Below are 25,808 nucleotides of genomic sequence, written 5' to 3'. Positions count from 1 at the left end.
CGGAGGTGGAGCATTTGTCAAAAATCAGAGTATACCAGTTAGCGAAAAAAATGGAAATTTCTAGCAAAGAATTGATAGATAAATTATTGGAACTTGGAATAGATGTACATAATCATATGTCTTCAATTGAAGATGGAGACGCTTTGATTGTAGAAGAGTATTTAGCAGAAGATAAAGTGCAGGATGAAGAAGTCGTAGAAGAGATTGACAAAAATGATAAAAGTAAAGAAAGTTTAGTTGATACTTTTAATGCACTTGAAGATCAAGAAGATGTAGTTAGTGAAAGAAAAGCAAATAAAAAAAATAGAAAAAAGAAAAAAAATGCTGGAAATAAAAGAAGTAAATTTAAAGGTGAAAACGAATTAGTTGAATCGACAAATTCTGAAGAAATTATGATTGGTGACACAATTTTAGTATCAGATTTTGCTAGTAAGTTAAATAAAAGTCCAGCAGAAATAATAATGAAACTTATGAACTTAGGGGTTATGGCAACATTAAATCAGGATATTGACTTTGCAGTTGCTAAAACTTTAGCAGAAGATTATGGTGTTGAGATTAATCAAGAAGTAAGAATAGATGCAGCTGAAAGATTTGATTTAGATTTTGAAGATGATCCTAAAGATTTACTTCCAAGAGCACCAATTGTAACAGTAATGGGACATGTTGATCATGGTAAAACTTCATTACTTGATGCTATACGTGATACAGCAGTTACAACTGGCGAAGCAGGTGGAATTACTCAACATATTGGAGCATCTGAAGCTATAATTAATGATCAAAAAATTGTATTCTTAGATACACCTGGCCATGAGGCATTTACTTCTTTAAGAGCTAGAGGTACTAAAGTAACGGACATTGCTATTTTAGTTGTTGCAGCTGATGATGGTGTTATGCCACAAACCATTGAAGCGATTGATCACGCAAAGGCAGCTGGAGTTCCAATTATTATTGCAATTAATAAAATAGATAAGCCAAATGCAAATCAAGATAGAGTTAAACAAGAACTTTCTGAAAAGGGTGTCCTTATTGAAGAATGGGGTGGAGACGTAATTAGCGTTCCTGTTTCGGCTAAAAATAGAGAAGGAATCGAACAGCTTCTTGAAATGGTTCTTTTAGTTTCTGAAATGTTGGAGCTTAAAGCTAATCCAAATAGGAAAGCAGTTGGTACAATTATTGAAGCTAAAACTGATGTAGGTAAAGGAACTGTTGCAACGGTTCTTGTAGAAAAAGGAACTTTAAATATTGGAGATCCTGTAGTTGTAGGATCTACTTATGGTAGAGTGCGTGCGATGTATAATTTTAAAGGTAAAAAAATTAAATTAGCTGGACCTGCCACTGCTGTTGAAGTAACTGGATTAAACGATATTCCTCAAGCTGGAGATAGATTCTATGTAGCAAACGATGATAAGCAAGCTAGACTTATTGCAGAAAAAAGACAAATCGAATTAAGAGAAGAAAACCTTAATGAAACAAAGCATATTTCACTTGAAGATTTATTTGATAAAATAAAAGAAGGTGAATTAAAAGAATTAAATATTATTATAAAAGCTGATGTTCATGGTTCTATAGAAGCTCTTAAAGGTTCATTGCTTAAATTATCAAATGAAGAAGTAAAAGTTAATATTATTCATGCAAATATTGGTACAATAACTGAATCGGATATTTTACTTGCTTCAGCATCAAATGCAATAATATTAGGATTCAACGTTAGACCAAGTTCTGCTGTTCAGAGAAAGGCAGAAAAAGAAAAAGTAAACTATAAAACATATCAAATTATATATGAAGCAATTAAAGATGTTCAGGAAGCACTTACAGGTATGTTAGATCCTGTATTTAGAGAAGTTGTACTTGGTAAAATTCAAGTTAGAGAGACATTTAAAGTTCCAAATATTGGAGTTATTTGTGGTGGCTATGTGCTTGAAGGAAAAGTTGTAAGAAATGCAAATGTTAGAATAGTTAGAGATGGAATCATAATTCATGACGGTAAAATTTCTTCGCTTAGAAGATTCAAAGATGATGTAAAAGAAGTTGCTACAGGTTACGAATGTGGTATAGGTATTGAAAAGTATAATGATATTAAAATCAATGATGAAATTGAAGCTTACATTATAGAAGAAATTCCTAGAAAATAAAAAGGATGGTGTCTTATGGGCTTAGATAGAAGTAAAAGGATATCTGAAGAAATAAAAAAAATTGTTAGTAAGATAATAATGAATGGATTAAAAGATCCTAGAATTTCAAAACTTACGAGCATAACTCATGTTGAAGTAACAAGAGATTTAAGATTTGCTAATATTTTTATTAGTGTATATGATCCAAACGTTGAAGATGATAACACAATAGAAGGACTAAATAGCGCAAAAGGATATATAAGAAAAGAAATTGGTAAAGAATTAAAACTTCATTATACTCCTGAGCCAATTTTCAAGAAAGATGATTCTATACAAAATGGAATGCATATTAATGATATTTTAAGTAAATTATCTAATAGTAATGAAGATAAGAACAAGGACGATGATGAAGATGAAAAATAAAAATTATGGTAATTTATTTAATGCGGACAAGACTTATATAGTCTTGCCGCATATTTTTCCAGATGGAGATACAATTGGTTCTTCAATTGCATTATATAATTTTTTAAAAACAATTTCTAAAGATGTATACATAGTTTTAAATGATGATATTCCAAAAGAAATCGAGTTTTTAAATCAAAATAATATAATTAGTAGTGAAAAGTTTAAGTCTTTAAATATTAAAGATTATACAGTTATAACAATTGATTCGTCCGATTTAACAAGAATTGCAGATAGGATGTTTGTGTTTGATGAAGCAAGCTATAAATATAATATTGATCACCATATAACAAATGAAAATTTTGCTGATGAAAATTTAGTTGATACTGATGTATCTTCAACTGGAGAGATTATTTTTGAAATATTAAAAGATTCAAATTATAATTTTAGTGAAAACATTGGGACTTTAAATGCCTTGTATTCCGCAATTAGTACAGATACAGGATCTTTTAAATACTCTAATACAACATCTTCAACTCATAGAATTGTTGCGGAATTAATTGAAGATGGATTAGATGTAAATTATGTAAACGTTGAATTATATCAAAATACACCACTTAGCAAAATAGAAACACTAAATTTAATGCTAGAGTCACTTTTATTTAAATTTGACAATAAAGTAGCCATTAGTTCAATAACTATTGATAGAATGAAAACAAAAAATCTTAAAGAAGTTAGTTCTGATGGAATGGTAGAGTTTTTAAGAAATATTGAAGGTGTTGAAGTTGCGGTATTTTTACGTGAAATTGAAAAAAAGATTTATAAGGTTAGTTTAAGATCAAAACACGATATAAACGTAAGCAAAATAGCTCTTAAATTTGGTGGTGGAGGGCATGTTAAAGCTGCAGGTTGTAAAATATCTGGTACTTTGAGCGAAGTTACATTCAAACTAATTGAAGAAATTAGAAACGAAATTGAAAGCGAAAGTGAAAGTGAAGTGTAAAATGAAAGATGGAGTAATCAATTTTTATAAACCACAAAATATGACATCTCATGATGTTGTAGCAATAGTAAGAAAAAAATTAAAAATTAAGCGAGTAGGTCATACAGGAACACTAGATCCTATGGCTGAGGGTGTTCTTCCCATATGTATTGGTAGAGCAACTAAAATTGCTGAATATTTAGTTCAAGATAAGAAAAAATATAGGTGCGAAATTTCGCTTGGAATTACAACGGATACTCAGGATAAATGGGGTAAAGAATTAATAAAAAGAGATGTTAATGTTACATCTGTTGAAATGACTTCTTGCATCAAAAGTTTTATTGGTGAGATTGAGCAAATACCACCAATGTACTCTGCTTTAAAGCATAAAGGTAAAAAACTTTATGAATTAGCTAGAGAGGGAATAACTGTTGAAAGGAAACCTAGAAAGCGCACAATATTTAATATTGATATTATAAGTATTGATGAAAAAACAGCAAGTTTTGATGTTGAATGTTCAAAAGGAACTTATATTCGTACTTTATGTTATGATATTGGTGAAAAACTTGGATGTGGAGCTCATATGTCGGCTCTTACAAGGATTTCTAGTGGTAATTTTACTATTGAAAATGTAGTGACTATTGAAGCTTTTAAAGAAATGACATATGAACAAATAGATAAATTAATTGTTACTGCAGATAATGCAGTTTCTAATTTTAAAAAAATTTATATTAAAAATGAAGTGTTAAAACAGGTACTAAATGGCGTAAAATTTAATTTGCTAGATTTTCAGATAAATAATAATGAAAATTCAAAGTATATTGAGTCAGAAAAAGTTCTTGTTTACGATTCAAAGAAATTTCTAGGAATTGCAAACTACCGTTTAAGCGATAATAGTTTAAAAATGGATAAACTTTTTTTTATAGGTGACTAAAATGAAAATAATAAGAACATTAGAAGAAATTAGGGAGTTTAAAAATAACACTGGAATTGCTTTAGGAACTTTTGATGGATTTCATATTGGACATCAAAAGGTGATTTTAAATTTAATGAAAGAAGCAAAAGACAAATCACTAGAAACAGTGTTATTTACATTTAAAAATCATCCAAGAGAAATAATAAATAGATCATTAGTTGTTCCAAATATTATTACATTTGAAGAAAAAATTAAAATAGCAAGTGATATGGGCATAGATTATTTAATTATTATTGACTTTGATAATGAATTTATGAATATAGACCCGAGGCGTTTTATAGAAGAAATTTTAATCAAAAAATTAAAAGTAAAATTACTTTCCGTTGGATATAACTATAAATTTGGGAAAAATGCTAGTGGAGACGTAAGACTTCTCAAACTTTACAATTCTTTTTTTGAATCAATTGTTATTGAAGCGGTTTATTATAAAGAACTTAATGTAAGTAGCACACTTATAAGAAAATTAATTAAAGAGGGAAATGTTGAAAGAGTAAATCATCTTTTAGGTCGTGAATATAAACTTCAAGGTGAAGTTGTTGTAGGGAAAAAAGTTGGTAGAAAATTAGGATTTCCAACAGCTAATTTAGAAGTTGACAATAGCATGTGTAAATTAAAAGCAGGAGTTTATATTACTAAAACATTTATCAATGACGTAGAATATAAAAGTGTGACTAATGTAGGTGTTAACCCGACTTTTAACCAAACAAATTTTAACGTTGAAACATATATACTAGATTTTGATAAGAATGTATACGGAGAGAATATTGAAGTTTCATTTTTGAAATATATTAGAGGTGAAATTAAGTTTTCTTCAATAGATTTACTAATTGATGAAATCAAAAAAGATGTTATTTACGCAAAAGAATATTTTGAAAAATAAGATAGATAAATGAATATCTAAACTGTAAAACAAATTAAATTAATATTTACAAATTACTTTAATTATAGTATACTGACTTAGTGACCTTTTTCTATGTATCTCGATTCACCAACGTTATACATGGATTTTGGCAAAAATAATATGGAGGTGTAGTCAAATGACTAAAATTACAAAAACAGAAATTATGAAAGAATATGCTACTAAAGAAGGAGATACAGGTTCTCCAGAAGTTCAAGTTGCGGTATTAACTGCAAAGATCAATGAACTTAATGAGCATTTAAAAATTCATAAAAAAGATCATCATTCAAGACTTGGATTATTAAAAATGGTTGGTAAGAGAAGAAACTTACTTAAATATTTAAAATCTAAAAATATTGAAAGATATAGAACTTTAATCGCTAGATTAGGTTTAAGAAAATAATTTTAATTGAGCAGGTATTCCTGCTCAATTATTTTTTGCATTAAAGGAAATTTAGTAATATAATAAGGTGAAATGTAAAAATAGAAGACAGATTGGGATTTATTTTATTTATCCTACTTATTATGTTTAGAAAATTATTTGTAAATATAATAAGTAGGATGAATTCCAAAAAAGTTTTCATTATAGGAGGAATTTTATGTCAAGTGAAGTAAGAAGTTTTGAAACCGTAATTGGTGGAAGAACGCTAAAAGTAGAAACAGGTAAAATGGCAAAATTAATAAATGGTTCATGTTTTTTAACGTACGGTGAAACTTCTGTATTAGTTACTGCCGGAGCAAGTAAAAAAGCAAAATCAGGTATTGATTTTTTTCCACTAAGTTGTGATTTCGAAGAAAAATTATATTCTGTTGGAAAAATACCAGGAGGATTTCTTAAAAGAGAGGGTAGACCTTCTGATAAAGCTACATTAACTGCAAGATTAATGGATAGACCAATTAGACCATTATTCCCAAAAGGATTTAAAAATGAAGTTCAAGTAGTTGCTACTGTTATGTCAGTTGATCAAGATTGTCAACCAGATGTAGTTGCAATGATTGGATCTTCAATTGCACTTTCAATTTCTGATATTCCATTTAATGGACCTACTGCTTCAGTTTTAGTTGGTTATGTTGATGGCGAATATATTATCAATCCAACGATTGAGCAAAGTGAAAAATCACTTATGAGCATTATGGTTTCTGGTACTAAGGAAGCCGTAGTTATGGTAGAAGCGGGAATAAATATTCAAACAGAAAAAGTAGTTTTAGATGCTATTATGTTTGGACATGAAGAAATAAAAAAAATAATTACATTTATAGAAACTATAAAAGAAGAAATCGGAAAAGAAAAATTTGAATTTGTTGAACCTGAAAGAGATAGTGAATTTGTTGATAAAATTGTAGCATTTTTATCGGAAGACATGAATACAGTGGTAAGAATTCCAGGAAAAGCTGAAAGAAATGATGCTTTATCAGAACTAAAAGATAGATTAAAAGAAGAGTTTTTAGAAGATTATCCTGAAGAAGAATCTTTCCTTGGTATTATGTTCAAAGAAATTGAGAAAAAATTTGTTAGAAAGATAATCACGGTTGAAGGAATTAGACCAGATGGAAGAACAATTGATGAGATAAGACCAATTTCTTGTGAAGTAGATTTACTTCCAAGAGTTCATGGTTCAGGTATGTTTAATAGAGGATTAACTCAAGCACTAAGCATTACAACTTTAGGTGCTCTTGGAGAGGCTCAAAGAATTGATGGACTAGGACTTGAAGAAACTAAAAGATATATGCATCATTATAACTTCCCACCATATTCAGTTGGTGAGACTGGATTTAACAGAGTTAATAGACGTGCAATTGGTCATGGTGCACTTGGAGAAAGAGCGCTTCTTCCTGTATTACCAAGTGAGAGTGATTTTCCATATGCAATTAGAGTAGTATCAGAAGTTCTTACTTGTAACGGTTCAAGTTCACAGGCAAGTATATGTGGTTCTACATTATCTCTTCTTCATGCTGGTGTTCCAATTAAAGCGCCTGTAGCGGGTATTGCAATGGGACTTATTAAAGAAGAAGATAGCATTGCTATTCTTACAGATATTCAAGGTATGGAAGATGCTTTAGGAGATATGGACTTTAAAGTTGCTGGAACTACAGAAGGTATTACAGCACTTCAAATGGATATCAAAATAGATGGTCTAAGCAAAGATATATTAGAAAAAGCGCTTAACCAAGCTAGAGATGGAAGATTGTTTATACTTGGAAAGATGAATGAAGTAATTAGCCAACCTAGTGAAGAAATGTCTAAATACGCTCCTAGAGTTTATAAAATTATGATTAAACCAGATAAAATTAGAGATATCATAGGACCAGGTGGAAAAGTAATTTCTAGAATTACACAAGAACATAATGTTAAAATTGATATTAATGATGATGGTCAAGTTTTAATTACTGCTAATGATGGAATTGGCGGACAAAATGCACTTAAAGAAATAGAATCAATAGTAAAAGACATCGTAAAAGGCGAAATTTACAATGGTAAGATAGTTAGAATAACTACTTTTGGTGCATTTGTAGAATTATTACCAGGAAAAGATGGACTTTGTCATATTTCTCAACTTACAAAAGAAAGACTTAAAAAGGTTGAAGATGAATTTAAAGTAGGAGATCAAATTCTAGTTAAAGTTTTAGAAGTTGATAAGCAAGGAAGAGTAAATGTTTCAAGAAAAGTACTTTTAGAAGACGAAAAAAAATAAATAATTATTAAATTTACTATAGAAAAGGTGATAATGCAAAATGCATTATCACCTTTTTTTAGTGTGTAATAGTAAATTCAATGTTATTTTCTTAAACCTAGAAATAAAAATAATATATTTATTTCTCTACTACAATTAAATCTCCATCTTTTAATAAACCACTTCCGCTAGTAACTACTTCACTATTAGCATTTAATCCGCTAAGAACTTCATAGTAATTATCAGTTGAATTACCAATAGTAATTTCAGTTTTTTTAGCAGTTCCATTATCATTAATAAAAACATAATTTTTAGAATCAATTAATATAAGAGAAAGTTTATTTACTGATAAAACTTTTAAAGTTTTATTAACATCGAAAGAGAGAACTGTACTCATACCAGGTTTTAAATTTAAGTCACTATTATCAATTAGTACTTTAATATCATATTTTTTTGTTAAGGGATTCATTTCAGGATTGATACTTGCAATTACTCCGCTGTAAACTTTACCAGTATCTGCCGAAGTTACTTTAACTTCTTGTCCTTTTTTTATATTATTTATAAAACTTTCTGAAACACCTGCTGATGAATATACGCTTGAAATATCAATTATTTTAAAGCATCTTGTTCCTGGGTTTATTGATTCACCACTAGCAATATTTTTTTCAGTTACTATACCATCAATTGGTGATTTGATTGAAGTATTTTTTATAGCTAGTTGAAGTGAATCAAAATCATATTTAGCGCTCTCAAGTGAAAATTCAGATGCTTTATACTTGTTTTCTAATGCTTGAAGATTTTTTTTAGTAACAGCACCTTTTTCATAAAGAGCTTTATAATCATTTAAATCCTTTTTATTATTTTCTAAATTGAATCTAGCAATTTTAATTGAAAGAAGAATTTTATTTTTTTGAACAATTAAGTTTTCATCATCAAGTTTGATAAGTTCATCATTCACCTTAATATTGGAGCCAACATCAAAGTAAATATCTTTAACAATACCGCTTGATTTTGAAGAAATATAAGCACTGTCTTTTGGAACTACAACTGAAGTAATAGATAAATTAGTATTAAAATCTTTGTAAGCTATTTTTTCGGTTTTAACATGTATAGCTTCTTTTGTACTTGTAGATATTTCTTTAGGAATTGCATCTTTTTCATCATTTTTTGTACATGAAGCAAATGAAAACGAAATAACTATAATTAGAATAAAAATTGAAATGTTTTTAAGCTTCATTTAACGTACCTCCCTTTAGTGTTAGTTTTTTTAGTTTTTTAGTTTTTTTTCTTATTTTTCTCTCTTCTAGTGAAGTGTAGATTGCGGGAATTATTACTAAAGTTAATACGGTTGCTGTAAGTAGACCAAATATTAAAGTTACACCAAGTGGTTGGAAGAATTTTTCTTTTAATGAAAGTGGAAGAATACCTCCGGTAGTAGTAATTGTTGTTGCCATAACAGGCATAAATCTTGATTTCCCAGTTTCTTTAACTGCCTCATATAAATCCATTCCACTTTTTCTTAAATAATTAATATAATCAACTAATACTATTGCATCGTTTACTGCAATTCCAACAAGAGATACAACTCCAATAAAAGCGACAAATCCAAATTCATTACCAGTAATTAATAGGCCAGGCATAACTCCAATCATTGCCATTGGTACAGTAATGAGGATTATTATTGGCTGTGATAGAGAATTGAATTGTAGAGAAAGTATTAGAAAAACAAGAATAGCTGCAATTAGCATATTTCTAAACATCTCTGTAAAAGATAAATTAATATCTTCAAATTCTCCACCATAGTTTATTGTTGTATTATCATCCAAATTGTAATTTTTTACTTTATCTTTAAACTGAGAAACTATATTTGTTGCATTGTAACCAGTTATTACTTTTGAAGAAACATACATATACCTTTTTTTATCGTCGTGTTGAATCGAAGTAAGACTTTCTTTTTCAACAATTTTTGCAACTTGACTTAGACTAATTGCTTGACCCATTCGATTAAAAATATAGATGGAATCAATATCAGATTTACTAGTAAGAAGATTTTCACTAGTTCTAATAACGATATCTGTGTCCGTTTTATTTTTTGTGAATGTGGTTGAAGTAATACCGTTAATTGCATTTCTAACTTGAAGAGCAATGGAAAGGTCATTAAGTCCAAATTCTGCTGCTTTTTCTTTATTAACTACTATTTGAAGTTCGGGATTTCCAAGTTTTACACTGGAAGATATATCGCGTGTTCCAGGAATAGTGGATAATATTTTCTCAAGATCACGAGTAGTTTTTCTAAGCTTATCAAGATTTGTTCCATTGATTTTGATTAAAACCGGATTGTTCTGCGGTGGTCCATTCTGTAATTCTTGAACATCGATAGTTGCTCCTGGAATATTTTTAAGTGAAGCTCTAAGTTCTTTTGCAAGAACTATTGAAGTTTTATCTCGTTTTGATTTATCAACTAAATCAATAACAATTTTTGCGATAGTAGGATCACTATTATCTGCACCACCAAAACCTTCGAAACTATCTGCTCCAGTAATACCAATATTTGAAACAAAAGTATCTATTTCTTTAATATTGACTAAATGTTTTTCAATACTCTTTACTACATCATCTGTTAAATCAATTGTTGATCCATTAGGCGATTGAACAGCAATATAAAGACGATCCATATCGTCATTAGCAAACATATTAACATTTAATGCTCCAGTAAATATAAGAGACATACTAAGCATAAAAGCTATAAAAGTTGCGCTAATTACTATCAAACGTTTTTTTCGTGATTTTACAATACTATATAAGAAATCCGAATATTTTTTTATAATAGGTAGTTTTTCGCCACCTCTATGAGCTGTAATTATTTTTACAAGCATTAAAGAAGCAAAAATAGCACCAAATACATAAGAAAGTGTTGTTATGTTACCGTCTTCTCTAAAAGCGAGTAAACCTAATATAAAAATAAAAATTACACTAAGCGATTTTTTTATTAAAAACACTTTTTTTGTATCGATTTTTTCTGCTTTATCTGAACGATGCTTTTTAAGAATAATTGCAGAAAGCGCGGGTGTTACAGTCATGGCGATTAAAAAAGAAGAAACGAGAGCAAAAATAACTGTAATAGGTATTGATTTTATAAAAGCGCCCATAATCCCAGAGGTTAAAGCAATTGGGAAAAAGGCAGCAACCGTTGTTAACATTGATGACAAAACAGCTGGGGCAATTTGGTTTGTACCAATAATAGAAGCATCTTTAGCCGAGTAACCTTTAAATCTTAATTGATCAATATTCTCCATAATTACGATTCCGTTATCGACTAGCATACCTACTGCGAGAACTATAGAAAATAAAGTTATAGTATTTAGAGTAAGCCCATATAGCTTTAAAAGCCATAGGGTAGACATAATTGCTAGTGGTATTACTGTTGAAACAATTATTGATTCTCTTAGGCCAATAAATAAGAATAAGACAATTAAAACAAGTAAAAGACCTGAGATAGCATTACTTGTAACTCCACCAAGTTGATCTACAACAAATTTTGCTGTGTCTCCGCTTATTTTTATAGTTATATCATCTGGATAAAGAGTGCCTTTTTCATCTTTTAATATATTTTTAATTAGTACAGAAGTATTTATTATATCTGCAGTTGCTTTTTTCTTAACGGAGATAGAAATCGATGATTTAATATTAACATCGCTATTAGCATTAGTTACAGACATTCTTGAATAGGATGTTACTTTTTTAAATCCATTTTCAACCTTAGCAATATCTTTTAAATAAATTGGAGTATTACCATTATACTTAATAACAGTATTTTTTATTTCATCAAGATTTGTAAATTCTCCAACTGTACGAATAGTATAATTTTTTTTATCTAATGTAATATTACCACCTGGGAAGTTTAGATTTGAAGAGTTAATGGCATTATTAATATCATCTAGTGAAATTTTATAGTTGTAAAGCAGTTTTGGATCTACAATAACATTGATTTGTTTTTTTAACCCACCAATTACAAGAGCTTCTTTAATATCCGCTTCAGATTCTAATCTATCAGATATATCATCTGCAATATTTTTTAATTCTGTAATTGGCCTATCTGAAGTAACGTTAATAATTAAAATAGGTGAATTGTTAGTTTCAAAAGATTCAACTGTTGGAGTTTCAGAATCACTAGGGAGCGAGTTTTGAATTGATGATACTTTTTCTCTTAAATCACTTACTTTTGAATCAATGTCTACACCTTGGTTAAATTCTACAAAAATCTGAGAATAACCAAATCCAGAGTAAGAAGATATATTTTTAATATCGCTTACATCAGAAATTTGCTTCTCAATTTTATCAGTAATTAGACTTTCAATTTCCTCCGGAGAGACTCCACTATAAAGTGTGAAAATATTACCATAAGGTAATATAACCTCAGGTTGAAGTTCTCTTGAAATTGTTAGAAAAGAAGATACTCCAAGTATTGAAATTATAAGTATAATTAGAAAAACTATTCTATACCTTTCAATAAAAAAAGCAGACCATTTACCTAAAAAATTCAAATTTTCTTTTTTAAATTCATTATTTTGTTCATTTGTTTTTTTTGATTCATTATCCATATGTACATCCTTTCATATTTATTTTATTTATTCTCTATATAAATTGTATACTTATTACTTTAGGTAAGTGTTAACAATAATTAGTATAACAAAAAATTGAGTAGAATTGTAAAATATTGAATTAGACTTTTTCGAAGTTCTTGATATTCTACTTAGATTTATGCTAAAATGTACTGATATGTAAAGTACAAAACAAAAGTTGTCTATATTAATGATAATAAACAAACATTAATATTATATTAGAATTATCTTATATCTTAGAGAGGGTATTATTAAAATATGATAGAAAAAAAAGTGCTTAAAAATGGTATTACATTAATTTCAAAACAAATGCCATATGTAAGAAGTGTTTCAATTGGATGCTGGTTTAAAACAGGATCAATTAACGAAAATGAAACAAATAATGGAGTTGCACATTTAATTGAGCATATGCTATTTAAAGGAACAAAAACAAAGGACTTTAAAGCTATTGCTGTGTTTACTGATAAAATGGGAGGAGAGCTTAATGCTTTTACTTCAAAAGAATCAACTTGTTTTTATACTTCAGTGCTTGAAAAACATATGAATGATGCACTTGAAATTCTTTCTGATATTATAATAAATCCACTTTTTTTAAATGAAGAGATTGAAAAGGAAAAGTCAGTAGTACTAGAAGAAATTAATCTATATGAGGATTCTCCAGAGGATTTGTTAATTGATATGACGTCAGAGGTCGTTTTTAGAGGCACACCATTAATGAGACCTATATTAGGCACAAAAGAATCAATAGGCAGATTGAATAGGCAGAGCATATTGGAATACTATAATAAACACTACGTGGCAAAAAATTTAATTATTTCAGTAGCAGGGAATTTCGATGAAAGAACTCTAGAAAATACAATATATAATAAATTTAAAAATATTAAAGATGAAGAAATAATCAAGCAAGAAGGAATCTCTAATTGCTTTAACGCTGGAATTTTATCAAAAAATAAGGATATTGAGGGAAATCATTTTAATATAAGCTTTCCAGGAATTTCTTATGATTCAGCTGAAGTTTATCAAATAATGGCATTAAATAATATAGTTGGTGGAAGCGTAAGTTCAAGGTTGTTTCAAAGAATAAGAGAGAAAAATGGTTTAGTTTACTCAATAGACACATCCAATAATTTTCTTTCAGATTCTGGAACATTTGATATAGAATACAGTGTTAATGATGATAATATAGATGAATTAAACAAACTATTGGTAAGTGAAATTGATCAACTAAGGAAAGACGGTATAACTGAAGAGGAACTCTATATTGCTAAAGAACAGCTGCTTTCAAGCTATCTACTAGGTCTAGAAGACTCTGTAAGCGTAATGAACTGGCTTGGAAGGTCCATTATACATTCTGATAGAGTTAAAACTGAGAAAGAAGTTGAAAACAATATTGAAAAAATAACGGTTGAACAAGTAAATAATCTGATTAAAATTGTATTTGGAAAAGGGAAAATTGCACTTACAGCAGTGGGTAAAAAAGCAGATATTAATTCAAAACGAGTTTATGAGTATTTAACTAACAATATATAAATGAAACTGGAGGAGTTATGAAACTTAAAATTGTAAATATTAGTGAAAACAAACTACCAAAATATGAGACTACAGGCTCTTCGGGTCTAGATCTACTTACAAATAACGATGAAGATATTGTATTAAAGTCACTTGAAAGGACGCTAGTTCCCACGGGATTATTTGTTGAAATTCCTAAAGGATTTGAAGGACAAGTAAGAGCTAGAAGTGGACTAAGTATAAAACACGGAATAACATTAATTAATGGAATAGGAACAATTGACAGCGATTATAGAGGTGAACTTAAAATACCTGTTGTTAATTTAAGCACGGAAGACTTTACTATTAAAAAAGGACTTAGAATTGCTCAATTAGTAATTATAAAACATGAAAGAGTAGAACTAGAGGAAGTTAAGACTTTAAGCGATACCTCAAGAGGTCATGGTGGCTTTGGTTCAACTGGGGTTAATTAATAGCTTTAATTTATACCATTATTTATAGCATTTTTAGTATTCTTCAAGTTGTGTTATTAAAATATTTTTCAAGAGAATATCGTTATCAAATATTTTAAATATTATGAAACAAGATAAATTTAATTAAATTTATCTTGTTTTTTTGATATTTTACTTAAAATTCATAAAATATATACATCCTATGTACTTTTTTAATACATCTCATACCATTTGTGATTATTTTAATGATTTTTATAGTATGATGTATTAAATAGATTTGTTTGCCTTATAAAGAAATGATACTTTTAAGATTAACGTAAATAACAATATAAATAATAAATTAATATTGTTATTAGTAATGTTATCGATATACATTACTAATAACAACAAATCTCTAGGTGCGAATAAAAAAAGTATACATATAAAAAAATAAAATAATTATAGAGAGTACTTATAAAATACACATGTAAGTGTTACACTATAATTAATACAATAGATTTCAATTAGATGTATTGTTTAGAAAAATAAAAATTAATATATCAATTAAAAACTAAATTTTCTTTCATTTATAACCATTTTAGAAAAAAATACAAAAAAGTACATTAATTTACTGACAAACTCTTGACAAAGTCGGGGGCGTGATATTGTATAAATGTCAATTGAATTAATTAATTTTTATAACATAAAAAGTAATAAATTCGTTGATTAACAAATATTTCGGCCGGATATATTTGAAAAAATAAAATTTGGAGGTAATTGAATGTTTAATGAAATGAGTAATGAAGAAATGATGAAGTGTGATGGTGGTGGTAGAATTAGTGACTGTATACCAATGTTTAAACTGATTAAAACATGTGTTAAAATTACTAAATTTACATCTAAAATATCAAGGCCAGCTAGAAATGTCCATAGAGGCGGAAAAATATATCATGTTTCTGCATATACACCAAAGTAATATACTAAAAAGCAAAAGTGATATTAGTATTTAATGTTACTTTTGTTTTAATTTTTTAGGAAGAGATAATATGATTTTATCATTAGGAAAAAAATTTAAGATTAAAAATGAATATATACAAATTCTGTTTTGGGTTTGTGTAATACTAATATATAATGTGCTGATATACTATATATTAGTATTACTAAATATAAAAGATACAACAGATAATATGCTAAATAAAAGTTCATATTTTTTATTTATAATTGATTTGTTTATGGCGACTATAGCTGCAGGTTTTTCTGAAACATTGATATATCAATTGATGCCATTTTTATTAATTAATAAAATATTAAAAAAACGAAAAAAAGATAGGGAGTTTAATTATATATATATTTTATTTTCATCGTCTTTTTTTGCTTTAGCTCATTTGGGATATAGTCTTGTGTATGCGTTATATGCATTTCCGATTGGTGTGTTATTTGCGAAGTTGATAATTTTAGAAAAGAAAGAATCGGGAAGTTTAGAAAAATCATTTTGGTTTATTGTAAAAATTCATGCTAGTTATAATTTAGTAGCAGTGCTATTAATAAGCTTTACATAAAATATGCAAATTTTGTTAGCGTTTGTCTATAACTATAGAAATAAAAGCGAAATGTTCAAAAAAATACTACTGCATAAAACAACACGACATAAGAGATTGCGGTGCTGCTTGTCTTGCAACTGTTTCAAAACAGTACGGACTTAAAATTCCAATAACTAAAATAAGAGAAGTAGCAGGAACTGATAAAAAAAGAATTAATGAATTTGGCATGATAAAAGCTGCAGAAAAACTTGGTTTTTCTGCTAAAGGAGTAAAGGGCAATAAGGAAGAGTTTCTAAATAACTTAATTTGGAGTAAGTTTTTTTATTCAAATGTAGGAGACAAATAAATGTTATTAAAAATTAATAGGTGCATTTTTTTAATGCCAGACTGGATATTTATAATTTTTTCAGTAGTTTTTTCTTTTATTATTGTGGTTTTAATTTATCCGATTGTGACATATGTATTTCCGAATATTCAACAGTCAAATGGATCTGTAAATTTAATAGATTCAACATTTTTTTATAAAATAATAGTAGGTTCTTTAATAGGCCCTCTAATAGAAACTTTAATATTTCAGCATTTAGTAATTAAATTTCTTAAAAAAACAAAATATATATCAAAAAATAAATTACTAATATGTATTATTTCAGGAATTTTATTTGGAATAAGTCACTCATATGATATGTTGTATATTATAAATATAACACTTATAGATTTGTATTTAGCCTATGTATATTTATTATATGAAAATAAAAAACGAAATTATCATCTTTTAAAATAGTATTTATAATACATAGTTTAAGAAATTTATGTGTAACTTTAATGATTGTATTTGCCATATGATTGTATTAGAAATATGAAAAACTGAATTTTAAAATAGCTGAAGTCTTTGTTTATTTAGGTAGTCCAAACAACTTGTTAGGTTAATCAAAAATCATAGGAGTGTTTTAAATGTTTGATAGATATATTCAATCGCAGATAAAAAGTACAAAAGCAAAAAAAAATTCACAATTATTACATAGAACTATTGGACTTATGGTTATAGTAGTAATTCAAATAATTAATAAATCATTTAATAGATATACAATGATTTTATTGACGTATGTCTTGATATTTGTTGTGAATGAACTTGAGAAGATTAAAATAATTGAGACTATGAAAAAAAATGATGAATAAATTTGTAGTTTGTAATAAAAAAAATCATCCACGAAAATGTATATTGTTTAACTTAATATATTTTGGTATAAATTCAAAATACTACAATAAACATATAGAATAGTTGGTGGTAGTGTAGTTCCAAATATTGTATTAGCCATACTATTTATTTCTATTTGTTGAGATGCAATAAGATGCGAAAGTACAAATTAAATCATGTAAATTTTAATAGTGTCATACATAAATTAAGAAAGGAAACCAAAATGTTCAAAAAAAATACTACTTCATAAAGCAACACGACGTAACAGACTGTGGTCTGCTTGTCTTTTAGTTGTTTCAAAACAATACGGATTTAAAATACTAATAACAAAAATAAGAGAAGCAGCAGGAAATGATAAAAAGGGAACTAATCCTTTTGGAATGATTAAAGCTGCTGAAAAGCTTGATTTTTCTGCTAATGGAGTAAAGGGCAATAAGGAAGAGTTTCTAAATAACTAAATTAGGTGTAAGTTTAACGAGAACATTTAATTTACATACATAATAATTTAAATAAGGAATACATATTGTTAATAATAACATAATCGAGGTATATCACTAATAATAACAATATATTAGTTTTAAACCAAAAAAGTATATATATAAAAAAGTAAAATAATTATAAAAAATAATTATAAAATACACATGTAAGTGTTAAACTATAATTAAGACAATAGATTTCACTTAGATGTATTGTTTGGAAAAGTGAAAATTTAATATATTAAATAAAAACCAAATTTTCTTTCATTTATAACCCTTTGGAGAAAAAAATATACATAATTACATATGTATATGCTGGAAATCAAATATTTTTGCAAATGATTAAATTGGGGGAGGATTACTTATGTTTCAAGAATTAAATATAAATGAATTTTACACAGTACATGGTGGCTTTACTAATGAACAAATGGTTAAAGGTGCAGTGATTGCAGGTGGTGTACTTTTGATTGCCTTTGGAATAATGATAGCTGGACTTTCAATCTATGCTGCACTAAAATAAATTATAAAAAAAGGAGATATACTCCCCTTTTTTAGTTTTTTATCTTAATTTAGGATACGATAATATAGAAAATTACGTGTAATAATTTTTGTGGAAAATTTGTCATGACAATAGTTTGGTTTTATGTTTCTTTCTGAAGTCAGTTGATTATTATAATAGTAGATGTAGCTAATAAATTTAATACGAGTGTTTCAAGGGTCTCAAAATTATGATTGTTAATAGAAATTACTTAGTCAATCAACATTGGAAAGAACTGAATTTATGTTAATTGTGATATGTAATAAACATTTAAGAAATTTATTTTGTAAAATATTGAATGAGGTGAAGCAAGTTGAAAAAAAATGCAAAAAGGATATTTTACAACAAGTTTTAGAACAATTAATACCTGGAATATCAGTAATTATGCTGGTAACAACTTTCTTTATTAAATATAGTTTCGCTTGGATGTATATACCATTACTTTTATTAATCGTATATGCAGTTTTAGAATTTAAAAGGAGTAAATTTAGTATTGCTATTTCTATCATTTATTGTTTAGGATTATTTGCTATTATAAGTATTTTTGTGAATTTCGAAAATGACTATTCTAAATTTCATAGAATAATCGCGTGGGGTGCAATGGGTGGAGGAGTAAATACTATAAATTCGGTTCGAATTATTAATGAGCTTATTAAGAAGCATAAAATGAAATAATAAATTAGACGTTGTGAGATAAAAAACAATAAATGAACCAGAACGAAGAAATTAATGGATCTAGTCCAACCTGTGAGAAAAATTCACTTCTATGAGTTCTTATGATGCTGCTATGCCATTCTTTGATATGTTTTAAGAGATACTTTTTAAATTTTCGATTTTAGTGTATAAAGAAAATAAAAAACAAAAACTTGAAAAAATAAAAATTGATAGGTAAAGAAAAAAGTTTATGCATTTTGTTAACTTAAAATACGCTTAGGAGGTACATTATAAATTGAATTAACATATTTAACTTGTAATAATAAAATTCAAATATTAAAAATACAACTATGGACAAGAATTGCAAGGTGGAATATATCGAATTTAAATAATACCTTGTTTCATTAACATATAAAAAAGAAATTTTCAATACTCTAGTATAAAAATACTACTAACCACAAGGAGAACCTATGCAACCAATAAAAGAAAATCAAGAACTAAACCTAACAAATGTAATATCAATAAGAAAAAAGCTATACCAAGAAGACTTAAATGATGAAATTAAAAAAATAGGTGAAATAGTTAAAGAAGAAAAATTAAATTTAAAAAGTGGCCTTATAACAGCTACATATAGTATGCAGTTAAAAGAAGGAAAACAATTTTTAGATGTAGAAATTCTTTTATCAGTAGATAGAGAAGTAAAACTTCCAAATGAATATACATTGAAAAAAGAATTTGTTTTAAAAAATGCAATATACAAAAAGCATATAGGTGACCCAAATGGACTAGGAAAGTCTGCCGAGGAAATGATTAATTATATAAATCAAAATAATTATCAAAGTATAACATCATTATATTGTGTACAGCCTATGCAAGTAACAGATGTAAATAACCCAGAGATAGAATGTTATATAGGAGTAAATCCAAATAAGCTTTAAGCATCAAAATAATAACTATGAAGCGCAGAATAAAAGTAGTCAAAAAAAGTTAGTAAAAACTACTAACTTCATACATAGAAAGGAAACCAAAATGTTCAAAAAAAAATACTACTGCATAAAACAACATGATATAACATACTGTGGTGCTGCTTGTCTTGCTACAATTTCAAAACAATATGGACTTAAAATACCAATAACAAAAATAAGAGAAGTAGCTGGTACTGATAAAAAAGGAACTAATGCTCTAGGTATGATTAAAGTTGATGAAAAGTTAATATTTTCTGCTAAAGGAGTAAAAACAGATGAAAACTAAAATAAACAATATATATAAAATTAACTAAAAAATATACTGAAGATAAGTATCTAGAATGTTCTAACTATAAAAATATATAAAGTTAATATGAAAAGTGCGTACGAAATACACACGATGATGTTAAAATTATATCGTTCTAACTAGAAGTTTAATATTCGAGTTCAAAAAACAATAAATAGAAATTTTTAAGAAATCACATAGATTTCTTTCAATACACAAAACAAATTGAAACTAATTTCAATAAAAGAAAATTTGTACATAAGTGAAATCAATATCTTTAGTAAAATAATTGAAAATATACATATATTTTCAAAAGAAAATATTGACAAAAAGTCGGGGGGTGTTAAACTTTAATCAAGCTTTTGCAATAAATTGTAGTATGAATTTGAAATGTATGATCATGAAAAACTAGTTTACATATTAGATAAACATATTTATTTTTACTTGTAAGGCTAAAACAAAATTTGGAGGAAAGAGAATGTTTAAGGAAATGAGTTATGATGAAATGATGATGGTTGATGGTGGAGATATGGTTGCAGTAGTAATGGGGGCTGCAGCAGGAGCAATGTTTATTGCTGTAGCTCCTGTTTTACCAGTAGCTATAACTGCTGGAGCGGTAGGTTATTTTGTTGCTGGTGTAATATCGGGTGGAGTAGGTTTAGCTGTTAATGACGCACCTAGAACAGATTATTCTAGTGAAAGTACGTCTAGAAATTTATATAATGAAGGATACTGGAGACATAACTAAGATGATTTCTTCAACAATAATTTTAATGCCATTAATTCCATTAATAATTTATTATATAAAATTCGTAGTTTCTGAAAAGAAATTATTACCAAATAAATTCAAAAGGAATATAAAAGATTTTATTTTGGGATATATTTTAGCTGTGATTTTTTTAAGTGTATATACTTATATAATAAAATAATTGCAGATTGATAAATAATAAGGGGATTAGGAAAGATTCCAAAACCTGGTTATTTTGATTTGTTGAGTATGTAAAAATTTACCATACTAGCAGATTGTAAATTTAAAATTTCAATTTGCTAGTATAAATCACAATATACCCAAAGGAGAAACCCATGCAACCAATAAAAGAAAACCAAGAAATAAACCTAACAAACGTAATATCAATAAGAAAAAAACTATACCAAGAAGAACTAAATGAAGAAATTCAAAAAATAGGTGAAATAGTTAAAGAAGAAAAACTAAATTTAAAAAGTGGCCTTATAACATCTACATATAGTATGCAGTTAAAAGAAGGAAAACAATTTTTAGATGTAGAAATTCTTTTATCAGTAGATAGAGAAGTAAAACTTCCAAATGAATATACATTGAAAAAAGAATTTGTTTTAAAAAATGCAATATACAAAAAGCATATAGGTGACCCAAATGGACTAGGAAAGTCTGCCGAGGAAATGATTAATTATATAAATCAAAATAATTATCAAAGTATAACATCATTATATTGTGTACAGCCTATGCAAGTAACAGATGTAAATAACCCAGAGATAGAATGTTATATAGGAGTAAATCCAAATAAGCTTTAAGCATCAAAATAATAACTATGAAGCGCAGAATAAAAGTAGTCAAAAAAAGTTAGTACATACCTACTAACTTCATACATAGAAAGGAAACCAAAATGTTCAAAAAAAAATACTACTGCATAAAACAACACGACATAACAGACTGTGGTGCTGCTTGTCTTGCTACAATTTCCAAACAATATGGACTTAAAATACCAATAACTAAAATAAGAGAAGTAGCTGGAACTGATAAAAAAGGAACTAATGCGTTTGGCATGATAAAAGCTGCTGAAAAACTTGGTTTTTCTTCTAAAGGAGTAAAGGGCGATAAAGACGCGTTTTTTTCTGGTTTTCCACTTCCGGCAGTTGCTCATGTTGTAGTTGATGGACAGCTTCTTCACTACATGGTTATTCAAAAGATTGATAAAAAAAAAGATCTAGTTGTGGTTAGTGATCCTGCAAAAGGTCTTACTAAATTTACATCAGAAGAGTTTTTTAAGATTTGGACAGGTGTTTTAATAATAATGACACCAACGGCGTCGTTTGAAAAGGGTGATAAAACTATTGGTCTTTTTAAACGTTTTTTTGGTCTTTTAAAAGCTCAGAAAAAATTTTTAATGCATATTTTCTTTGCATCTATTTTATATACGGTTCTTGGAATTTTAGGAGCATTTTATTTTAAATTTTTACTCGATGATATTGTACCAGGAAATCTAAGACACACTCTAAATGTTTTAAGCATAGGAATTATACTTTTATATTTATTTAAAATAATGCTTAATGCATTTAGAACTCAGTTATTACTTCATTTAAGTCAAAAGATAGATATACCAATGATACTTGGCTATTATAACCACGTTTTAGATTTACCTATGAATTTTTTTGGAACTCGTAAAACGGGTGAAATTATATCAAGATTTATGGATGCATCTAAAATTCGTGAAGCAATCTCTGGTGCTACTTTAAGTATTATGATAGATACATTAATGGCGATAGCGGGAGGTATTATTCTTTATAATTATAATTCTATGCTATTTGGCATTGCAGTAATTATGCTTATTTTATATGGTCTTATAGTCTTTATGTTTAATAAGCCTATTCAGGACATTAATAGAAAGCAAATGGAAGAAAATTCACAGCTTACTTCATACTTAGTTGAATCTTTAAATGGTATAGAAACGGTAAAAGCATTTAATGCTGAAAAGGAATCAAAATTAAAAACAGAAAAAAGATTTGTTGTTCTTCTTAAACATGTTTTTAAAGGTGGAGTTATAGATAATGTAAGAGGATCAATTACTACTTTTGTAGGTTCTATTGGTGGTGTTGTAATTCTTTGGGTTGGTGCAATTAATGTGCTTGATGGAAAACTTACAATGGGTCAGCTTTTAGTTTTCAATTCACTTTTAGCATATTTTATTGATCCAGTAAAAAACTTAATTAATCTTCAACCCATGATGCAAACTGCAATAGTCGCATCTGATAGACTAGGAGAAATACTTGATCTTGAAGTTGAAAAAAAAGATGATGAACATAAAAAACTTTCTCCCCTATCTTTAAAAGGAGATATTATTTTAAAGAATGTAGATTTTAGATATGGAACTCGTGAAATGGTTTTAAAGAATATAAATATGCATATAAAAGAGGGAGAAAAGATAGCCTTTGTTGGCGAAAGTGGTTCTGGAAAAACTACATTGGTTAAATTATTAATAAATTTTTACTTGCCAACAAAAGGAGAAATCCTTATAGATGGCAATAATATTAAAGATATAAATATAGAGTCATTAAGGGGAAAAATAGCATATGTTCCTCAGGAGACGTTTTTATTTAGTGGTAGTATAAGAGAAAATTTATCTTTAGGATTGGAAAATGATTCTTTAGAAGAAATGATAGAAGCATCAAAACTTGCTAAGGCACATGATTTTATAAATGAACTTCCACTTAGATATAACACAAGATTAGATGAAAATGGTGCAAATCTTTCTGGTGGACAAAGGCAAAGATTATCAATTACAAGAGCAATACTAAAAAAACCAGATATTCTTATATTAGATGAAGCTACAAGTAGTTTAGATTCTATAACTGAAAAAGCGATAGAAAAAACTATAAATGAAGTAACAGAAAATGTAACAACATTTATAATAGCGCATAGATTAAGTACAATTATGAGGTGTGATAGAATTTTTGTTATGGATAAAGGTGAAATTATTGAATCAGGTACTCATAAAGAATTAATAGAGAAAGAGGGAAGATACTTTGATCTTTGGAAAGGACAAACTATGGACAAGGAAGTAAAAGAAGCAAGTGAGATAGAAATAAATATGCTAGGGGAGGAAGTGAGATGAAGGAATTTACTATGAATCTATCAGAACTTACTGATAGCCGCGAAGTAATGGAGTCAAAACCTTATCCAATAGTAGTGTATTTTATATATATAGTTCTTTCAATTATAATTGTTTCCCTTACATGGATGTATTTTTCAGATATAGATATAGTGTCAAAAGGAAGTGGAATAGTAAGACCTAATGAAGGCGTAAGCCTAGTTAATAATAAGGTTACTGGAAAGATTGAAAAAACAAATTTAATTGAAGGTAAACTAGTAAAAAAAGGTGATATTTTATATATTATAAGTCATAATGATTTGCTTGCTACTAAGGAATTATTAGAAGAAGAAGTAAATACAAATGAGATTAAATTAAATAATTTAGAGAAGTATAAAATAAGCATATTAAATAAAGAAAATTTATTTGATGAAAATAATGAAAAAGAAAAGGAATATTATTTTAAATATATAGGTTTTGCAGATAATTTAATTGCATCAAAAGAAAGTATAAGTTCAAGTAAAAATTCATTAAATTCATTAAATACAAAGTTAAAAGGAATTAAAAATTTAGATAATTCTGTAAAACAAGGTAAAAGTATTTTTAGCGAAAAAGATTTATATTCTTTAAAATATACTGAATACAAGCTAAAAATTGAAGAACTTAGTCAAAGTTTGACTGAATATAGGAAAAAATATGAATCGTCGAAAACACTTTATAGTAGTGGAGCTATTTCAAAAGATGATTATCAAATAATGAAAGTAAATTATGAAAAAAGTAAACTGCAATATGATCAATATATAAATTCATTTCAAACTTCAATAAAAAATCAAATGGTAGATTTAGAAGAACAAATAAAAAATTTAGAGTCAAATGTAAAAAAGCTCTCACCCAATAACAAGGTAAATGGAAGAGTATACCTACCGATTGAAATGAAAACAATAATAGATATAAATAATAGTATTGTAAATGAAAATCAAACATTAAGAAATTTAAAAGAAAATTTAGAAAAAGTTAAAATTAATATTGAAAAAAGTGTTGTTAGAGCAGAAGCAAATGGATACTTAAATATAAAACAAAAATATACAGTAGGAGATTATATAGGAGCGGGAACAGAAATAGCAACAATAATACCTAAAAGCGATAGTGCATATTTAGTTCAAATCTCAATGCCAGAGTCAGAAATATCAAATATAAAAGTTGGAGATACAATAAAATATCATTTTAATGCGCTTCCTTACAGAGAATACGGTGAACTTAAAGGAATAGTAAAAAAGATAAGTAAAGATTCTTCTATAAGTAAATCTGGAATAAACTACTTTATAGTTGAGGCAAATGTAGAAAATAAGCCTCTTTACAGTTATAAAGGCGAAAAAGCTGAGATAAAGATTGGTATGACATGCCAAGCAAAGGTTGTTACAAAATCAAAGAAATTATTGTTTTTCTTGCTAGAGAAGATTGATCTTTGGGGATAAAAACATAAAAAGCGGCTATAGATATTAATAAATAATATCTATAGTCATTTTTAATTAATTTTACTTTAATGGAAACTATTTCACGTTAAGTAGATTGATACATACTTTGCTAAATTCTTATTTTCTACCCTAAAGGAATATTTGCGCAAATATATTTATATAGTCACGACTTATATAGTCTTGACTATACAAACGCCTTATGTTAATCTTAAATTGAGGTGGTGCGACAG

General features: G+C 27.6%; 23 protein-coding genes and 2 pseudogenes. 23 read left to right on the top strand and 2 right to left on the bottom strand.

Translation table 11 applies throughout. From position 1 onward, the window contains the following. The first annotated feature begins 14 nt into the window (after positions 1-14). From infB to pnp, 7 genes are all read left to right on the top strand, one after another. Positions 15-2,132, top strand: a complete 2,118-nt coding sequence (infB, locus tag AACH12_RS08400; RefSeq protein WP_338534972.1) for a translation initiation factor IF-2 — start codon at positions 15-17, stop codon at positions 2,130-2,132. Between the two features lie 15 nt (positions 2,133-2,147). After that, positions 2,148-2,534 (top strand): 30S ribosome-binding factor RbfA, encoded by a 387-nt coding sequence (rbfA, locus tag AACH12_RS08395; RefSeq protein ID WP_338534971.1) that lies wholly within the window; start codon positions 2,148-2,150, stop codon positions 2,532-2,534. Then, the gene (locus AACH12_RS08390) at positions 2,524-3,516 is read left to right on the top strand and encodes a DHH family phosphoesterase (RefSeq protein WP_338534970.1); all 993 of its coding nucleotides are present in this window, start codon (positions 2,524-2,526) and stop codon (positions 3,514-3,516) included. Before rbfA ends, AACH12_RS08390 begins: the two co-directional genes overlap by 11 nt. 1 nt (position 3,517) lies before the next feature. Next, positions 3,518-4,429, top strand: a complete 912-nt coding sequence (gene truB, locus AACH12_RS08385; RefSeq protein WP_338534969.1) for a tRNA pseudouridine(55) synthase TruB — start codon at positions 3,518-3,520, stop codon at positions 4,427-4,429. Between the two features lies 1 nt (position 4,430). Beyond that, a complete protein-coding gene (locus AACH12_RS08380; RefSeq protein WP_338534968.1) occupies positions 4,431-5,351 on the top strand; it encodes a bifunctional riboflavin kinase/FAD synthetase in 921 nt (306 codons plus the stop codon). 157 nt (positions 5,352-5,508) lie between these two features. Further along, positions 5,509-5,772, top strand: a complete 264-nt coding sequence (gene rpsO / locus AACH12_RS08375; RefSeq protein WP_338534967.1) for a 30S ribosomal protein S15 — start codon at positions 5,509-5,511, stop codon at positions 5,770-5,772. Between the two features lie 196 nt (positions 5,773-5,968). Next, on the top strand, positions 5,969-8,062 hold the full coding sequence (gene pnp / locus AACH12_RS08370; RefSeq protein WP_338534966.1) for a polyribonucleotide nucleotidyltransferase: 2,094 nt from the start codon (positions 5,969-5,971) through the stop codon (positions 8,060-8,062). Positions 8,063-8,180: 118 nt separating this feature from the next. Here pnp and AACH12_RS08365 read toward each other — a convergent pair whose 3' ends face one another. Both AACH12_RS08365 and AACH12_RS08360 read right to left on the bottom strand, forming a co-directional pair. Further along, positions 8,181-9,278 (bottom strand): efflux RND transporter periplasmic adaptor subunit, encoded by a 1,098-nt coding sequence (locus tag AACH12_RS08365; RefSeq protein ID WP_338534965.1) that lies wholly within the window; start codon positions 9,276-9,278, stop codon positions 8,181-8,183. Further along, entirely contained in the window at positions 9,268-12,642 is a 3,375-nt protein-coding gene (locus tag AACH12_RS08360) for an efflux RND transporter permease subunit (protein WP_338534964.1), read from the bottom strand. Before AACH12_RS08360 ends, AACH12_RS08365 begins: the two co-directional genes overlap by 11 nt. Before the next feature lie 279 nt (positions 12,643-12,921). On the opposite strand from AACH12_RS08360, the gene AACH12_RS08355 reads away from it, so the two are divergent. From AACH12_RS08355 to AACH12_RS08280, 16 genes and pseudogenes are all read left to right on the top strand, one after another. Then, complete coding sequence (locus AACH12_RS08355; protein WP_338534963.1) at positions 12,922-14,193, top strand: M16 family metallopeptidase; 1,272 nt, start codon at positions 12,922-12,924, stop codon at positions 14,191-14,193. Between the two features lie 17 nt (positions 14,194-14,210). Next, positions 14,211-14,645: a dUTP diphosphatase gene (gene dut, locus AACH12_RS08350; RefSeq protein ID WP_338534962.1), complete on the top strand. Its 435-nt coding sequence runs from the start codon at positions 14,211-14,213 to the stop codon at positions 14,643-14,645. Positions 14,646-15,384: 739 nt separating this feature from the next. After that, complete coding sequence (locus AACH12_RS08345) at positions 15,385-15,579, top strand: hypothetical protein (RefSeq protein WP_338534961.1); 195 nt, start codon at positions 15,385-15,387, stop codon at positions 15,577-15,579. A gap of 70 nt (positions 15,580-15,649) precedes the next feature. Continuing rightward, the gene (locus AACH12_RS08340) at positions 15,650-16,162 is read left to right on the top strand and encodes a CPBP family glutamic-type intramembrane protease (protein ID WP_338534960.1); all 513 of its coding nucleotides are present in this window, start codon (positions 15,650-15,652) and stop codon (positions 16,160-16,162) included. Positions 16,163-16,202: 40 nt separating this feature from the next. Next, positions 16,203-16,433 (top strand): annotated as a pseudogene (locus AACH12_RS08335) (cysteine peptidase family C39 domain-containing protein); the annotation flags it as partial. A 57-nt stretch (positions 16,434-16,490) separates the two neighbouring features. Next, entirely contained in the window at positions 16,491-16,925 is a 435-nt protein-coding gene (locus AACH12_RS08330) for a CPBP family glutamic-type intramembrane protease (RefSeq protein ID WP_338534959.1), read from the top strand. A 170-nt stretch (positions 16,926-17,095) separates the two neighbouring features. Beyond that, complete coding sequence (locus tag AACH12_RS08325) at positions 17,096-17,320, top strand: hypothetical protein (protein WP_338534958.1); 225 nt, start codon at positions 17,096-17,098, stop codon at positions 17,318-17,320. Positions 17,321-17,575: 255 nt separating this feature from the next. Beyond that, positions 17,576-17,797, top strand: a complete 222-nt coding sequence (locus tag AACH12_RS08320; RefSeq protein WP_422388918.1) for a cysteine peptidase family C39 domain-containing protein — start codon at positions 17,576-17,578, stop codon at positions 17,795-17,797. Positions 17,798-18,179: 382 nt separating this feature from the next. Further along, on the top strand, positions 18,180-18,335 hold the full coding sequence (locus AACH12_RS08315) for a hypothetical protein (RefSeq protein ID WP_338534957.1): 156 nt from the start codon (positions 18,180-18,182) through the stop codon (positions 18,333-18,335). Between the two features lie 261 nt (positions 18,336-18,596). Further along, positions 18,597-19,028 carry a hypothetical protein gene (locus AACH12_RS08310; RefSeq protein WP_338534956.1) on the top strand — a complete coding sequence of 144 codons (432 nt, stop codon included), beginning with the start codon at positions 18,597-18,599 and terminating at the stop codon, positions 19,026-19,028. 449 nt (positions 19,029-19,477) lie between these two features. Then, positions 19,478-19,945 (top strand): hypothetical protein, encoded by a 468-nt coding sequence (locus AACH12_RS08305; RefSeq protein WP_338534955.1) that lies wholly within the window; start codon positions 19,478-19,480, stop codon positions 19,943-19,945. 91 nt (positions 19,946-20,036) lie between these two features. Beyond that, positions 20,037-20,252: pseudogene (locus tag AACH12_RS08300) on the top strand (cysteine peptidase family C39 domain-containing protein); the annotation flags it as partial. A 484-nt stretch (positions 20,253-20,736) separates the two neighbouring features. After that, positions 20,737-21,006 (top strand): hypothetical protein, encoded by a 270-nt coding sequence (locus AACH12_RS08295; protein ID WP_338534953.1) that lies wholly within the window; start codon positions 20,737-20,739, stop codon positions 21,004-21,006. 335 nt (positions 21,007-21,341) lie between these two features. Next, positions 21,342-21,809, top strand: coding sequence for a hypothetical protein (locus AACH12_RS08290; protein ID WP_338534952.1), 468 nt, complete (start codon positions 21,342-21,344; stop codon positions 21,807-21,809). A gap of 92 nt (positions 21,810-21,901) precedes the next feature. Continuing rightward, entirely contained in the window at positions 21,902-24,127 is a 2,226-nt protein-coding gene (locus tag AACH12_RS08285) for a peptidase domain-containing ABC transporter (RefSeq protein WP_338534951.1), read from the top strand. Then, complete coding sequence (locus tag AACH12_RS08280; RefSeq protein ID WP_338534950.1) at positions 24,124-25,578, top strand: HlyD family secretion protein; 1,455 nt, start codon at positions 24,124-24,126, stop codon at positions 25,576-25,578. Before AACH12_RS08285 ends, AACH12_RS08280 begins: the two co-directional genes overlap by 4 nt. Positions 25,579-25,808: the final 230 nt, after the last annotated feature.

The sequence above is a fragment of the Helicovermis profundi genome (genome assembly GCF_033097505.1).
GTDB classification, from domain to species: Bacteria; Bacillota; Clostridia; order Peptostreptococcales; family Acidaminobacteraceae; genus Helicovermis; species Helicovermis profundi.
Note: the sequence above shows the minus strand (reverse complement) of the source record. Positions and strands in the feature narration are given on the sequence as shown.

Bases quoted from the DNA above. Each gene is read 5' to 3' on its own strand.
- AACH12_RS08295 (WP_338534953.1), top strand. From the start codon at position 20,737: ATGTTTAAGGAAATGAGTTATGATGAAATGATGATGGTTGATGGTGGA.
- truB (WP_338534969.1), top strand. From the start codon at position 3,518: ATGAAAGATGGAGTAATCAATTTTTATAAACCACAAAATATGACATCT.
- AACH12_RS08285 (WP_338534951.1), top strand. From the start codon at position 21,902: ATGTTCAAAAAAAAATACTACTGCATAAAACAACACGACATAACAGAC.
- AACH12_RS08345 (WP_338534961.1), top strand. From the start codon at position 15,385: ATGTTTAATGAAATGAGTAATGAAGAAATGATGAAGTGTGATGGTGGT.
- AACH12_RS08360 (WP_338534964.1), bottom strand. From the start codon at position 12,642: ATGGATAATGAATCAAAAAAAACAAATGAACAAAATAATGAATTTAAA.
- AACH12_RS08355 (WP_338534963.1), top strand. From the start codon at position 12,922: ATGATAGAAAAAAAAGTGCTTAAAAATGGTATTACATTAATTTCAAAA.
- AACH12_RS08390 (WP_338534970.1), top strand. From the start codon at position 2,524: ATGAAAAATAAAAATTATGGTAATTTATTTAATGCGGACAAGACTTAT.
- AACH12_RS08380 (WP_338534968.1), top strand. From the start codon at position 4,431: ATGAAAATAATAAGAACATTAGAAGAAATTAGGGAGTTTAAAAATAAC.
- AACH12_RS08310 (WP_338534956.1), top strand. From the start codon at position 18,597: ATGTTAATTGTGATATGTAATAAACATTTAAGAAATTTATTTTGTAAA.
- AACH12_RS08340 (WP_338534960.1), top strand. From the start codon at position 15,650: ATGATTTTATCATTAGGAAAAAAATTTAAGATTAAAAATGAATATATA.
- AACH12_RS08330 (WP_338534959.1), top strand. From the start codon at position 16,491: ATGTTATTAAAAATTAATAGGTGCATTTTTTTAATGCCAGACTGGATA.
- AACH12_RS08280 (WP_338534950.1), top strand. From the start codon at position 24,124: ATGAAGGAATTTACTATGAATCTATCAGAACTTACTGATAGCCGCGAA.
- pnp (WP_338534966.1), top strand. From the start codon at position 5,969: ATGTCAAGTGAAGTAAGAAGTTTTGAAACCGTAATTGGTGGAAGAACG.
- AACH12_RS08365 (WP_338534965.1), bottom strand. From the start codon at position 9,278: ATGAAGCTTAAAAACATTTCAATTTTTATTCTAATTATAGTTATTTCG.
- AACH12_RS08290 (WP_338534952.1), top strand. From the start codon at position 21,342: ATGCAACCAATAAAAGAAAACCAAGAAATAAACCTAACAAACGTAATA.
- rpsO (WP_338534967.1), top strand. From the start codon at position 5,509: ATGACTAAAATTACAAAAACAGAAATTATGAAAGAATATGCTACTAAA.
- dut (WP_338534962.1), top strand. From the start codon at position 14,211: ATGAAACTTAAAATTGTAAATATTAGTGAAAACAAACTACCAAAATAT.
- AACH12_RS08315 (WP_338534957.1), top strand. From the start codon at position 18,180: ATGTTTCAAGAATTAAATATAAATGAATTTTACACAGTACATGGTGGC.
- rbfA (WP_338534971.1), top strand. From the start codon at position 2,148: ATGGGCTTAGATAGAAGTAAAAGGATATCTGAAGAAATAAAAAAAATT.
- AACH12_RS08325 (WP_338534958.1), top strand. From the start codon at position 17,096: ATGTTTGATAGATATATTCAATCGCAGATAAAAAGTACAAAAGCAAAA.
- AACH12_RS08305 (WP_338534955.1), top strand. From the start codon at position 19,478: ATGCAACCAATAAAAGAAAATCAAGAACTAAACCTAACAAATGTAATA.